Here is a 12,977-nt window from a genome sequence, read left to right on the forward strand (position 1 = left end):
TTTATAATTATAATATTTCTTATAATATTTCTTATAATACTTCTAATAATATTTCTTATAATCTTCCTAATAATATTTCTAATTTTATGCTTTTTTCCTTTCCTTCCTCTTTTCTTCTTGTTTTTCCTTCTCTTTTTCTATTTCCTTCCTCTTTTCTTCTTATTTTTTCTTCTCTTTTTCTATTTCCTTCCTCTTTTCTTCTTATTTTTTCTTCTCTTTTTCTATTTCCTTTCCTTTCCCCTTTTCTTCTTGTTTTTCCTTCTCTTTTTCTATTTCCTTTCCTTTCCCTTTTTCTTCATGTTTTTCCTTCTCTTTTTCCATTTCTTTTTCTTTATTTCTCAGATATATTTTCTTCTCGTAGTATGCCAGAGGATGACTGATTTTTTCACACAATCGGTCTTTACCTATGCAGTTCCCATATGTTCTCATAGTGTCACATGCAGGAGGCTTGTATACGTTTCCTGTTGCGCCTGCAATATGTTCTATCTGATAAAGGGTTAATTCCGCGTTAAAATCAGGAGAGACATTGAAAAGGTTAAGAATTTCATCCACTGACATTCCCACGCTGAGCAGGAAGGAGGTCATGGCAAAACGCATAGAATGGGCAAGATTCACTCCGCCCTGTACGTTTGCAAGGGCATGGGATATACAGGGGGGAAAGAGCTCGGGTTCCACTACACCAAAGTCCGTTGTCCCGAATTTTTTCTTGTGGACCTCAAACTTATCTTTAATTTCAGCAACATAAGGGGCGCAGAAACTTGATACTTCAGAAGGGATTTTGGGGATGGGAAATGATTTTTCTATTCTTTCTTTGATCGCTTCTTGAAGAAGTCTTACAAAGTCTTTTTTCGTAACTACGACCATTCCGGAGCGAAGCTGCCGATTTGTTAATTTCCATATTGGTTCCCTTATCGAAGAAGAAAAGCGTATATAATCTGCAAAATGCATACTGAACTGTAACTCTTCAGCTTCTGCTTGAATCCCAAAATCCTCCCCGAATTCAAGCAAAAAATCAGTACTTTCTTTTTCGAGCCATTTTGAGGCTGCTTCTGCTTCTTTAAGTGCGTATCGTTTGGTGAATAACTGGTCATCTACGCAAGCGACCAGAATTTGAGCAAAAGGATAAGAGAGAGTTTCGGAAAGAAGCCAGCTTTCATCTTTTATAAGCGATTTTTCAATCTCTCCTTCGATGGATTGCATTACTCTTTCCATCCCGCGAACTCGAGATCTCCGAAAAGCTGGAGAATTAAGCAAACTCTCTAGCGAGACTCTAAGGCTTTCTACATAAGCAGATACTTCTGAAGCAAATGGGTAAAGAGCTATATGTTCCTCGTCCATTTCAGTCCGACTCAATTCTTGGAGCCAGGAGGTACGAAATCCTTCCTGCACCGTTCGCAATTTCGAAATCTATGAGTATTGGGAAGTCTTTTCCAAGGGAAAGAGTAACTTCATTGATTTTGTTTGTGGGTTTGACTATATCGGTCAGATAATCCAGAGAGAAAAGAGAACATGCTTCTCCTGCCTTCAGGTCGATTAGCTGATCTCTGCCCATCTCGAGACGAACCTGGTCGGTATCTCCTTTTGCTTCCATATAGAATGTGTCGTCCGAAACTCCCATGAGCATATGGTCGCTTATTTTTTCGGCAGCTTTAACAGCACGTCTGAGGTCTGTACCGTTAAGGACGACTTTAGCAGGCAATTCAAGTTGTGGAACTCTTGGCTCTGCCCGAATTGTAGAAGGATCAAGAAGAGAAAGTGTATAAGACAGTCCTCCGACATCAATCAGAAGTTTGTGATTCCCTTCTTCAAGTTCCATCCGGACTGTGTCGTTCTTATCCGCGATTCCCAGCAGGTCCATAATCTTGTTCAGATCGACTCCGATTTCACATTCATCAGCGTTATACTCGTCGAAAGCAGATGACCCAAGTTCGAAAATTCCCATTGCAACGTTGGCAGGATCAACGGCTTTTACCGAAATACCTTCCGGGTTTATCTTGAATCTGACCTCATCTACAATTACAGCTAGTGCGGCAACCGCGTCTTTCAGAAGCTCTGCATTAATTGCTGCCTTAAACATATTTCTTCTCCAATAATAAATTTAAGTCTAAACTATTTATTACCCTTGAGATATATAAATTTCTTTACAGATTCCTAAATTCCAGCTCATCTGAAGAATTAATTCTCCAAATGTGATCAAACAGGGTTCTGGAATCGGAAAAACCATTAGATTCAAACTCCCGGCAACTATATAAATCTTGGTCAGAAAACAGGGCGGCTTCAGGCTCTGCTTAAAGCAGAAAGGAAGCTGTAGCCTGATGGGTCTAGTTTTCCGGGAAATGTACTTTTCAAGGGGAAACAGAAGGGCAATTAAATCTCAGTCGTATTCTCTCCAGGTAAATCCGCATTTCGTACACTTGAAAAAGCGGGTTTCGGATTCATCGGCAGACCTCAGTTGTCTGAGCCACCAGGCTGCAGTATTGTTCCCACATTCTGGGCATTTTGCACTTGTTGTCGGCAGGCCTGAAGTCTGCTCACCTTCCAGAACCACTATTTCGTGATCATCTATCTTGGCTCTGGAGACAAAACTTTTTTCATCACTTTTTATAGGTATTATGTTTCCACATTTTCTACACTCAAAATTCCCATTTTTAGGAAACATCATACTTTTACATTTGGGGCAGAATTGCATTAATATCACTTTTTGCATCATTTATAATTTTATTGTGGTCAAAAGCCAGTTCAGGAACGGACTCAAGCTCAAAAAGATCGGCAGAAGCGGCATCAGACCCGGATTTCAGCTCTCCAAATCCCTTTGCAAGGTAACATACTGAAACCGTATGTCCTCTGGGGTCGCGGTCAGGATCAGAGTAGACTCCTACAAGTTTGATAAGCTCTACAGAAAGGCCTGTTTCTTCAAAAGCTTCCCTAATTGCTGCTTTTTCTGTAGTTTCCCCGATTTCTACGAAACCTCCTGGAAGGGCAAATTTTCCCTGATATGGGGGATTTTTTCTCTTCACAAGCACAAGCTTGTTTTTAAAGAGGATTACGGTATCAACGGTTAAACTAGGAGTTTTGGGTTTCATAAAACGCCTTCACATTTCCTTTCCGGGAGATCTCTTTTTCCGCCACCAATCCCTTTCTGAATCAGCTTTTCCGGCAGGAACGCCAGAATGAAATAATATTATTATTATGCATAACGTAGAAATTCTTCATCTTATTTCAATTTTGACATTATAAGTCAAGTTCCTGTCAAGCAGAAAAATCTCTTATGTAGTTGTTTCTCTTAAATGTTTCCCTTTTATCGAAACAAAAGTTTTCTTGTTCTTGAAATTCTTCAATCTCTATATTTTTTATACAAACGAGAACATGTTGGTAATGTTCTGTTTGTAACGTTATTCTTCTATAATAGGAATCTATTATCTTATTTGCAGGCTCAATTACTCGGTATCGTTATCTTGATAGAGGTAATAATTCTGCATCTCCTGATCAATACGAAAAGTAAAATCCATAAGCTTTGAATTCCTAAATACTAACGATTATGAACTAATTGGACTTATTGGAAACTTATATGAATATTTATCAATTATTTAGATAAGTTTATTTGCCGCTTCCCGGAAATTTCATAACTTGCCTGAGGTTTTCTGAGCTTTCAGAAACAAGATAAATAATATTCAAAACTAAACCTTACCTCTGGCAAAAAAGGTGCGTGAAAAATGATAGAAAGTATACTCTGGCTCGCAGTCGGGTTAATGGTTGCGTCATCCGTCATCCCCAGAACTTCAAGGGTTCGTAAACTTATTGGAGGGATTGGATGGGGTGTATTTTCCATCCACTGGAGTTATCAGCCTCTTCATTATCTCAAAATTATGGACTATGCTAATGTGCTCCTAACAATAGTAGTAGCCCTGTTTTGTCTACTTGTAGCGTATATCATGTTTCTGGAGTACAGAAAAGGTCCTCTAAAGATAATTAATAATAGAGAAGTGTTGCACTCCAAATTTTCAGATCAGAGTGAGGCTGATTCCCTTGACATAACCTCGATGCTTACAAGTGCCAGTGCACTCGGAGCTCTTGTTTATTTCCCGTTTGCGAATTTCTCCTCTCTAAATACCTTGATTATAGGAGGGGTTACTTCTCAGGTTACCTGGGTTCTTCAGTATCTAGACATTCCTGCGTATATGAAAGCCTGGAATATGATATCACTTAATGGGTATACAGTGGAAATCATTCTCGCCTGTACGGCGATTGAAAGTATTGCTCTCTTTATGGGGCTTATATGTGCAGTAAGAGCTCCCCTTAGTCGACTGGCTATGGCGTTTATTGTGTCAGTGCCCGTGATCTATATCCTTAATCTTATCAGGGACATTTTCGTGGTAGTTGCTTATGGAGAGCAATGGTTTGGTGCTGATAGTTTTATAATTGCGCATAACTATATTGCAAAAGCGGGTTCAGGCATTGCTCTCTTTGTAATTTCATATGCAGTACTCCGGATTCTTCCCGAGCTGTTCGGAATGATTGATGGCCTCTGGGTCATTCTTTCTAATGAATTGAAATCTCTTCTGCTAAGGTCCGAGGGGGATTAAGAGAAATGCTTGCAAAAGGTTCGGAACCCTGGCTTTTTACAGCTGCATCTATTACTGCATTATTTGCAATTCTCTCTAAGGCAATGAACAGCTCCCACTTAAACCACGCTGCTTACTTAGCAATGTCACTGACTTTCTTTATGGTTCTTTTTTTTAGAGATCCAGAAAGAAAGGTTGAAGTTTCGGATACTTATATGATTTCCCCGGCTGATGGAACTGTCATAGATATTCGAGGCCGGAAAATCTGTATTTTCATGTTTCTCCAGAATGTACATGTAAATAGAGCTCCGATTTCGGGGACTATCAGAGAAATCACTTACAAGAAAGGCGGATATCTTCCTGCTTACTGGAAAGACTCTGAAAGAAACGAAAGAAACGAGTTTATTATTCACAGCAAGTATGGGGATGTTAGTGTCACGCAGATCGCAGGCACTATTGCCAGACGAATTGTCTCTTATTCTCAAGTAAATGATATGATCGAGCAGGGACAGCGAATTGGAATGATTCGCTTCGGATCAAGGGTTGATGTAACGATTCCTCATGATTTTGAAATTACAGTACGGAAAGGGGAACGGGTACTTGCCGGCAAGACTATTATAGCAACAATAAAAAATGATAGGGACTTTTGAACATGAACGTATTTCAAATGTTAAGACTCCCGGACCTGGTCTCTCTTTTGAACCTTATCTGTGGAATCGGCTCAATTGCAGTAGCTGCTCAGGCTACAGTCCAGGCTGCCACACTTCAAACTGGGGCAAACCATAATGGTTTTGTCCTGGCTTTGATCTTACTTCTTATTGCAGCAATTGCAGATGGGGCGGATGGGTACATTGCCAGGAGGTTTAAAGGAGGAGAACTCGGGGAACAACTTGATTCCCTAGCAGATGCAGTTTCTTTTGGGGTGGCTCCTGCTCTTCTCATATACTTGCAGTTTGGACAAATAAACCCTCTTGTGGGAGATCCAGACCCTCTTGTTGCGGTATTTCCGGTTTTCTATGCTATCTGCGGTGTGCTCAGGCTCGCACGCTTCAATTCCATGACTGCCAGTAAAACTGGATTTGAAGGCCTTCCCATAACTGCAGGCTGCGTTATGCTTGTTACATACATGTTGTTAAGCGAAAACCTTGTCAAGATAGACTTTCTTCTAGCGCTTACCCTTTGTCTCTCTATTCTTATGGTGAGTTCGGTAAATTATCCGAAGATCAAGAATGTCAAGGTTCTCGTTTTCATAGCTTCCATTTTTGGAATAACTATGCTTCTCTACCTGTATAATATTGAATATATGCGAATTTTCTCGATCCTGCCTTTTATCCTGATGTTGATCTACATCTTTTGTCCTTTTTTCAAAGTCCCTGTCTTAAGCAACCTGGGTAATAAGGAATATCGAAATAAAGGAATGAGAATCGGGAAAGAAAAACAATAAAAAATTTGTCCGAAACGTCAATTAATGAATTCCAAGAAAGAAGTGATTTGTTTGGTCCAAGAAAAAGCAACTGATAGAGATAATGCACTTTTTGAGGCAGGAATAAAACTAGGAGCCCTTTACCATCAATTTACGGGTTCTCCTGTAAATTTAAATACTGTTTCAAGCCTTGAACAGGCTATCCAGGAAAGCATTTCAGTCCAGCCCTACGTGGAAGAAATTTCCGTAAAAATTGACCGAGATATGTTGAAAGGCAAGTTGAATGATGAATTCGGTTATTCTGAACTTCAGGGGCCTATGCTTAATGTAAAAATAACTGTAAGATACGGTTCTTCAAAGATAAAAGTCGGAATGGAATATAACTCTGAATTGAATTATCCTCTGATGAAAATTCTAGAAATCGAAGAGATAAACGTTTGAAATAGATAGCTTCTAAAATAGGGATTAAAGTAGAAAACGGATTAAAGTAGAAAACGGATTAAAGTAAAAAACAGATCTTAACATGAAATATAACTCAACGTAAAAATAGAACTTAAAGTAAAGAAATTAAGGTTTTTAACCCTCTTTCTTTACAGTTTCAAAAGCCCTGATCACTTTTTCATTCTGTTCCGGAGTTCCAGCTGTTACCCTTATAAGCGTATCTCCAGCCTCCCTGAAAGAATCACAGGAACGTACAATAATTCCCTTTTTCATGAGATTCTGTGTAACAGTTTTTGCTTTCATAGGAGAAACATCCACAAGTACGAAGTTTGCCTGGGAAGGATAAACCTTAAAGGGAATTTTTTCTTTCAGGTATTTTCTGCCTTCTCTTGCGATTTCTACGCTTCTTTTGTGGTGTTCGGGATCTGAAAGGGCAGCTATTCCTGCTTTTAAAGCCGGAAGACTTACTGAAAACGGTGTTGCTGCTCTTATATACTCTTTTGCCAGCCATTCGGGCATGATCCCATAGCCCAGGCGCAAACCTGCAAGCCCAAATACCTTGGAAAAGGTTCTGCCCACAACAAGATTATCGTATTCTCTTACAAGCCCTGCAAGGTTCCTGTCCGCAAATTCGACATATGCCTCGTCAACGAACACAAGAGCTCTGGTATTTTCAAGTATTTTCCTCAGATCATTTTCGGGAAGGAGGTTGCCTGAGGGATTATTGGGAGAACAGAGGAAGATTATCTTTGTCCTGCTGGATGTAGCTTCCAGAATCTTTTCAGGATCTATCGAGAAGTCCTGGCTTCTCCTGACAAAGACCGGCTTTCCTCCGCATGCCCGTGCCGGAAGTTCGTAATAGGCAAAAGTAGGAGTAGGAACAATGACTTCGTCTCCTTTTTCAATAACCAGCCTGCAAAGCCCGTCAAGTAGCCCGTCCATTCCCGGCCCTGAGGCTACGAGGTTTGAAACCGGAAAACCTGTGTATTTCGAGAGAGCCTCCCTGAGTTCGATCGCGTCTGCTGAGGGGTAAATGTTTGCTGAGGGAGCTGTGTCTACCAGGGCCTGAACAGCCTTTGGAGAGGGCCCAAGCGGGTTTTCATTTGAGCCGAGTTTAATAATTGAAGCCGGGTCAAGCCCATAGGCAGAAGCGATTTCTTCAATGGATTTCCCTGGAACGTACTCTGCGATATCAAATATTTCTTTTTTTATCAATTCAGGCCTGCTCAAGAACATCAACTACCTTATCGATCTGTTCTTTTGTAATCACAAGTGGAGGAACCAGACGGAGCACCGATTCCGATGTGCAATTTACAAGCACTCCATGTTCCCTTGCAAAGTCCACGAAATCGCTGCAGGGATGGTTTACCTCTACTCCTATCATGAGCCCTTTTCCACGGACTTCTACAACATCTTCCCTTTCCATATTCCTGAGCTTTCCCATGAAATAAGCCCCGTTCTCTTTTGAGCGCTTAAGGAGTCCTTCTTCCTTTATTGCCTCAATTGAAGCGAGTGCAGCTGCACAGGCAAGCGGCCCGCCTCCGAAAGTGGAAGCGTGCTGTCCGCGCCCAAAGCTTAGCCCCTCCCTTGCAGTGATAGCGCCCATAGGAAAGCCTCCACCTATTGCTTTTGCCATGCTCATGATATCGGGTTCTACTCCGAACTGATCTTTACAGAACCATGTACCTGTCCTTCCAAAGCCTGTCTGCACTTCATCAAAGATAAGGAAAGTTCCGGTTTCGTCACAGATTTCCCTAACCTCTTTAAGGTATCCGGGATCCGGAATATTAACTCCGCCTTCTCCTTGAATGGGTTCAAGGATCACGGCTGCCGTGTTTTCCGAAATAGCCTGCCTGATAGCGTCCGTATCGGAGTACGGGACAAAAGTAGTTTCGGAACTTACAGGCGGCATGAAAGGGTCCCTGTAAATGTTCTTGTGGGTTACGCTGAGTGCCCCTATAGTCCTTCCGTGGAAGGAGTGTTCAGCAGCTACAAAGGCACTTTTTCCGGAAGCCATACGGGCCAGTTTCATCGCAGCCTCTACGGCTTCAGCTCCTGAATTACAGAAAAAAACGCGTTCCATTCCTGTAACCGAAACAAGGGCTTCTGCAAGTTCAGCCTGAATCTCAGTGTAATAAAGGTTAGAAACGTGCAGCAGCTTCTCAGCCTGGGCCTGGATTGCCCTGACAACAGCCGGGTGGCAGTGTCCAACATTGTTTACTGCAATTCCTGCTACACAGTCAATATACTCTTTTCCGTAAATATCCCGGACAACCGCTCCCTTTCCTTCTGAAAGTACAAGGGGCTGACGACCATAAGTCTGCATTACATATTTTGAATCTTTTTCTATAATTGAATCGTATTTTGCCTGTAAATTCTCAGGCTCTGTAACCTGTAGATTTTCAGGCTCTGCAACGTTCTCTGTCAATTGGATCCCTTCATGAAATTTGTTCCTTTAAACTGATCGGAAAGTTTAACGAGTAAAGTCTGGAATATTTTAACCTAATTCCGGTTATTTTGAACTTATTCTACTTCTTTTAAACGAATTCTGGTTATTTCGAATTAATCCTGGTTATTTTAACCTAATTATGGTTATTTTGACCAAATTCTATTTATTTCGAACTAATTCTGGTTGTTTCAAACTAATTATGGTTATTTTAGAGTTATATCTAAATCTGGAGCCCAACTAGCTCAAAATGAATGTATTATTAAGATATTAAGATTTTTGAGAGCATTTTCTTTTGAGGGTTCAAAAAGTTTACAGTTAAATTTCAGAGTTGAGTTCTGCTCTTTCATCTCCAAAGCCCAGATAATTCCCTGATTCCCTATGAATGTTACTGCTCTTTCTCAAAAAAGAAATTTTTTCCGAAGACATTTTTTCCGCAATTCTTTTTCCCAAAAGCATTAGCTCACACCTGCGCAGGGTAAGATTTGCCATATCTTTAACGAAAATTAAGCTGAAGACTTTGGTCAGAGGAAATTCGGAATTTTCCTGGACGTCAAGGACATACGAAAGGACTCGGGTCGGATTAATCACTCTCAGATTACTCTTCGGACTTTTGTTCCTTTCTGTGAGTCCTGGCTCCTGTGAAGTGTCTGGTTCTTTCCAGGGCCCTTGTTCTGGCCGTTTTTCTTTTTCTGCCAGGTACAAAAACATTCGCACTCAATTTGGCAGGTGAACCAATTTCCATCACATTCAGGGGCTTTACGGGTTTATCCCGGGGCTCTTTTTTGATTTTGTCCTGAGGTTTCTTTTCAGGTTCGTCCTGATGTTCCTTTTCAGGTTTGTCCTGAGTTTCATTTTCGGGCAATTCATGAGTCTTGCCCATAATTAATTTCCCTAAAGCATTGACCTCTGCAAGAACAGGCATTTCTGCAGCATCCCTTAAGAAAGATACTCCCGAAGGGGCTTTTATAGTACCGTCTACCCTTGCGTTTTCAAGCAGTAAGACCGAGTTGGCTTTCACTCCACCGAAAACTCGACTGTTCCTGCCAATCTGTACATCTCCTTTTGAAGAAAGATTGCCATAGACAGTGCAATTTTCACCGATGAAGATCTTGCTTTCTGAGTAAATACTTCCCTTAAAGGTCAGGTTTTCCCCTGTAGAGACAGCCTGTGCTCGAATATTTCCTGTTATCAGGCAGTTTTTTCCTATAATGGCTTCCCCATCAATCTCAATAGTTTCATGGGAAAGCTTTGAGTCAGCTGGTACAATCAGTACTTTTTCAGCGGGTTCTTTCCTTTCAAAGCTCTGTATGTCCTCAGAATCATCAAAAAGTTCTTCTACGGCTTTTTCAATCTCTTCGCCTTTGCCGAGACGCATCATTTCCTTTATGTAAAGAAATAGAAAGATAATTACAGGGATCGGATTTCTTACCAATATCCATCCCTTGGCTTCAAACCCTCCCCGGATTTTAACTTCTTTTCCTACGTCCAGGTCTCCCTGTACGAGCAGTTTCCCGTCAATGGTTACAAATTCTCCCAGGTAGGCGTTTCCTCCAACCTCTACCCGGTTACCCAGTTTTGACCACATGTCAATCCTGATATCGTTACTGGCCGCAATATCCCCTGAAACGACCACTCCTTCTCCCATAATGACAGTATCGCCGATTATATTGTATTCAATATTAGAGTGATTGCCGACAATAACGTCTCCCTCGACTGTAATTTTGTTTGCTTCGATTCTGGTGTTATCTGGAACCAGGAAGTATTTTAGAATCTCTTCTGACTCTGAAATAGTGCTCACTCTCCGGGAAACTGTTATCTTTGGCTTTATTTCTTGAAAATTTTATTTCTTTATATACTTCTACTTCAGGATTGAAGCTGCCTTTTAAAATCCGTTTTTTTAAATGGCATTCATTCAAAAATTACTATCTATGATATATTCTTATTCATTTTATCCGTTCATTATAAGAATATTTGAGCAATATAAGTAGCATTTTATATCATATTTAACTATATGTAAATTTGTGTAAAATTTAAAAAGCGTCGATATTTAGCATAAAACTTAACACTTTTTCTCTATTCTCTTTTCCAATGTCTCTTTTATATCTCATAAGTTTTTCTAATTCCTGGATTCACCTTTCTTTTTTCGAAGCCACTCCTACTCTTACATCCACAGCTGCACCACTGTTGAGAGCCAGAATCTCCGCAGGAGACAGAAGCAGTTGCCCTGTTGCAAGCAGCCTGTTAGTCTCATCTGTCACAAGTACTTCTTCTCCGGCCCTCAGTTCAGGATCAATTTCAACGACGTGTTTTATAAAAGCGGTTTTACCTTTCTCCACAAAAGGAGCAGCTTCCTCTGAGATAACGACCCTGAGCTTCTTTCCTGGCAAAAGCCTGTGAACGATGGAAGCTCCTTCAATACTGAGGGTAAAAAACCCATCCTTTGCTCTTGCTGTAGCCATACGTTTTCCAGAGTGTAAGACCTGGCGCACTCTTTTTGTCCTGGATAACTGGAACGTTGAGCCATCAGGAAAAAGTTCTTTTCCGATGCCTTTCCCAAACTGGTAGTCTGCTATCATGCGGACTCTAGCAAGTCTTTCGGTGTCACTATTCATGAGAGTACGTAATATATGCAGACCTTAAAGCCGTTCCGGTTATCCTGATTTTTTGTGACCGTAATTATACGTTCTCTATTTTATCACACATTCTATATTTTTATTCTATTATCATAACATTTGAGCTTTCTGTTTTTCTCTAAATAATTTAATTTTTTGCTCTAATGTAATTGTTTTTTTCTTCTCACATCACAATTTTTTTTATTTTACGATCTGTTTTTTTGCTCTTCAACCTAGCAAAAATATTAAGAAGTATAAGCAACAATCTATTATCGGGTTTACGAAAATGAAAACATGTGTATATCAAGAACTTTGAGCTGTTTACAGTCTCAAGAAGGCAAGAGAGGGAATCCGCTTGATAGTCCGAAAGAATATCTCTATTGACCAGTGTTATGTGGATAAATTAAAGCCCTTTCTGGAAAAAAATAATGGAAACTTAAGTGCGGCAATAAGGGATACTATCGAAACTGCCTCTCTCACCCTGGCTGGGAGTACCGATGAAAATGGGGAAAAATCTTCATGTAAGGTCTCACAGAATGCAGAATTTCGTAATGGACTGATTGAGGAAGAAGAATTCCTGCTTGTTCATCATACTCTTTTTGAATGGCTTGTTAAAAACACTTCAGGGTTATTAATCGACGAATCAACTGTATATGAAATAATTAACCCTTATAAAATTAAACGAATCCCTGATGTTGTCAGTTATATAAATTTGCTCAACGAGAAAATGGGCTGGAAAATTAAGGTCGATGCTGAGTACAGTCAGGGCCCTGAGCCTGAAACTGCAAGTCTTACTCTCTCAAACGGAAACCCTTGCTTCAGGGAAATTATGGCCCACAGCCTGGCTCTTTATCTGGCAAAACAGATGAAACTGGATGTTCAGGGTCTATTCTGCAAATCAAACGTAACAAAGGTCTACTTTAAAAGGTTCGAGTTTCTTGATTTTCAAAAAGTTCCTAAAGGTCTTGAGGAAAACTTTGGATGTATGGAAAGTACTTTCTGGGAAATTCAAAAAAAGCCGGAGTTCTGGAAGAATCTTATCAAAATCTACAGGCAGCAGAATTATCAGCGGCTTAGCATGCAAAGAAAAACTTTCGAGGCTTTTGTTTCAGGAGATCTTCCATCCGTAGCTGAATTGAAAAGAAATTTTGAGTTGATTACAGGAAATCCCCCGACAGCCTTCACCCTTGCCGAGCATATTGTTATTTTCAAAGAAATTTATCTCACGGACGGTATCGGAAGTGATATAGAAATTTGCACGGAAAAGGGCAAAGAATATGTGAAACTTATCCACGACTATTCTGATAGAAAAGTATGTGACTTTCTTACAAAATATTATTCTACTGTTTTTACGTCAATTAACTACTCTTTTAAAGTCACCACCAGCCCCCATATGATTTTGTTCGAGTTCGGAAAAAGCCTTAGTTCAGCCGACTTTTCTGTGGAATAATGGATCTCGAACCCTGGATCTCTGCTGCTGAAGATGCACC

14 protein-coding genes are annotated in these 12,977 nt (G+C 40.4%); 5 read left to right on the forward strand and 9 right to left on the reverse strand.

The features are described 5' to 3' along the window. Positions 1-201: 201 nt before the first annotated feature. The 4 genes from priL to FXW07_RS01030 all read right to left on the reverse strand — a co-directional run bounded on the left by priL (position 202) and on the right by FXW07_RS01030 (position 3,083). Positions 202-1,338, reverse strand: coding sequence for a DNA primase regulatory subunit PriL (priL, locus tag FXW07_RS01015; protein WP_229393354.1), 1,137 nt, complete (start codon positions 1,336-1,338; stop codon positions 202-204). Position 1,339: 1 nt separating this feature from the next. After that, complete coding sequence (locus FXW07_RS01020; RefSeq protein WP_229393355.1) at positions 1,340-2,077, reverse strand: DNA polymerase sliding clamp; 738 nt, start codon at positions 2,075-2,077, stop codon at positions 1,340-1,342. Positions 2,078-2,374: 297 nt separating this feature from the next. After that, positions 2,375-2,689, reverse strand: a complete 315-nt coding sequence (locus FXW07_RS01025) for a transcription factor S (protein WP_048108514.1) — start codon at positions 2,687-2,689, stop codon at positions 2,375-2,377. After that, on the reverse strand, positions 2,667-3,083 hold the full coding sequence (locus FXW07_RS01030) for an NUDIX hydrolase (protein WP_048157980.1): 417 nt from the start codon (positions 3,081-3,083) through the stop codon (positions 2,667-2,669). Before FXW07_RS01030 ends, FXW07_RS01025 begins: the two co-directional genes overlap by 23 nt. 630 nt (positions 3,084-3,713) lie before the next feature. On the opposite strand from FXW07_RS01030, the gene artA reads away from it, so the two are divergent. The 4 genes from artA to FXW07_RS01050 are packed head-to-tail and all read left to right on the forward strand — an operon-like array spanning position 3,714 to position 6,426. After that, positions 3,714-4,583: an archaeosortase A gene (artA, locus tag FXW07_RS01035; RefSeq protein ID WP_229393356.1), complete on the forward strand. Its 870-nt coding sequence runs from the start codon at positions 3,714-3,716 to the stop codon at positions 4,581-4,583. Positions 4,584-4,588: 5 nt separating this feature from the next. Then, entirely contained in the window at positions 4,589-5,212 is a 624-nt protein-coding gene (locus FXW07_RS01040) for a phosphatidylserine decarboxylase (protein WP_048123232.1), read from the forward strand. Between the two features lie 2 nt (positions 5,213-5,214). Further along, positions 5,215-6,006, forward strand: coding sequence for an archaetidylserine synthase (locus tag FXW07_RS01045; RefSeq protein ID WP_255678525.1), 792 nt, complete (start codon positions 5,215-5,217; stop codon positions 6,004-6,006). 24 nt (positions 6,007-6,030) lie between these two features. After that, positions 6,031-6,426: a dihydroneopterin aldolase family protein gene (locus tag FXW07_RS01050; protein ID WP_197078792.1), complete on the forward strand. Its 396-nt coding sequence runs from the start codon at positions 6,031-6,033 to the stop codon at positions 6,424-6,426. A gap of 135 nt (positions 6,427-6,561) precedes the next feature. Here the strand turns inward: FXW07_RS01050 and hisC are convergent, their stop codons facing one another. From hisC to FXW07_RS01075, 5 genes are all read right to left on the reverse strand, one after another. Further along, positions 6,562-7,662, reverse strand: a complete 1,101-nt coding sequence (gene hisC, locus FXW07_RS01055) for a histidinol-phosphate transaminase (RefSeq protein ID WP_229393358.1) — start codon at positions 7,660-7,662, stop codon at positions 6,562-6,564. Beyond that, positions 7,643-8,752 (reverse strand): acetylornithine transaminase, encoded by a 1,110-nt coding sequence (locus tag FXW07_RS01060; protein ID WP_229393417.1) that lies wholly within the window; start codon positions 8,750-8,752, stop codon positions 7,643-7,645. The genes hisC and FXW07_RS01060 overlap by 20 nt, the downstream gene beginning before the upstream one ends. Positions 8,753-9,190: 438 nt before the next feature. Beyond that, positions 9,191-9,463: a hypothetical protein gene (locus FXW07_RS01065; protein ID WP_229393359.1), complete on the reverse strand. Its 273-nt coding sequence runs from the start codon at positions 9,461-9,463 to the stop codon at positions 9,191-9,193. Positions 9,464-9,470: 7 nt separating this feature from the next. Continuing rightward, positions 9,471-10,673, reverse strand: a complete 1,203-nt coding sequence (locus FXW07_RS01070) for a polymer-forming cytoskeletal protein (RefSeq protein WP_229393360.1) — start codon at positions 10,671-10,673, stop codon at positions 9,471-9,473. Between the two features lie 331 nt (positions 10,674-11,004). Continuing rightward, entirely contained in the window at positions 11,005-11,487 is a 483-nt protein-coding gene (locus tag FXW07_RS01075; RefSeq protein WP_229393361.1) for a PUA domain-containing protein, read from the reverse strand. A gap of 355 nt (positions 11,488-11,842) precedes the next feature. Here FXW07_RS01075 and FXW07_RS01080 point away from each other — a divergent pair, with 355 nt between their 5' ends. Beyond that, the gene (locus tag FXW07_RS01080) at positions 11,843-12,937 is read left to right on the forward strand and encodes a hypothetical protein (RefSeq protein WP_229393362.1); all 1,095 of its coding nucleotides are present in this window, start codon (positions 11,843-11,845) and stop codon (positions 12,935-12,937) included. The last annotated feature ends 40 nt before the right edge of the window (positions 12,938-12,977 follow it).

Source organism: Methanosarcina sp. DH1 (assembly GCF_020804205.1).
In the GTDB taxonomy this organism is placed as follows: domain Archaea; phylum Halobacteriota; class Methanosarcinia; order Methanosarcinales; family Methanosarcinaceae; genus Methanosarcina; species Methanosarcina vacuolata.

Coding starts and splice junctions, on each gene's coding strand:
- priL (WP_229393354.1), bottom strand. CDS start 1,338: ATGGACGAGGAACATATAGCTCTTTACCCATTTGCTTCAGAAGTATCT.
- FXW07_RS01020 (WP_229393355.1), bottom strand. CDS start 2,077: ATGTTTAAGGCAGCAATTAATGCAGAGCTTCTGAAAGACGCGGTTGCC.
- FXW07_RS01025 (WP_048108514.1), bottom strand. CDS start 2,689: ATGCAATTCTGCCCCAAATGTAAAAGTATGATGTTTCCTAAAAATGGG.
- FXW07_RS01030 (WP_048157980.1), bottom strand. CDS start 3,083: ATGAAACCCAAAACTCCTAGTTTAACCGTTGATACCGTAATCCTCTTT.
- artA (WP_229393356.1), top strand. CDS start 3,714: ATGATAGAAAGTATACTCTGGCTCGCAGTCGGGTTAATGGTTGCGTCA.
- FXW07_RS01040 (WP_048123232.1), top strand. CDS start 4,589: ATGCTTGCAAAAGGTTCGGAACCCTGGCTTTTTACAGCTGCATCTATT.
- FXW07_RS01045 (WP_255678525.1), top strand. CDS start 5,215: ATGAACGTATTTCAAATGTTAAGACTCCCGGACCTGGTCTCTCTTTTG.
- FXW07_RS01050 (WP_197078792.1), top strand. CDS start 6,031: ATGAATTCCAAGAAAGAAGTGATTTGTTTGGTCCAAGAAAAAGCAACT.
- hisC (WP_229393358.1), bottom strand. CDS start 7,662: ATGTTCTTGAGCAGGCCTGAATTGATAAAAAAAGAAATATTTGATATC.
- FXW07_RS01060 (WP_229393417.1), bottom strand. CDS start 8,752: ATGCAGACTTATGGTCGTCAGCCCCTTGTACTTTCAGAAGGAAAGGGA.
- FXW07_RS01075 (WP_229393361.1), bottom strand. CDS start 11,487: ATGAATAGTGACACCGAAAGACTTGCTAGAGTCCGCATGATAGCAGAC.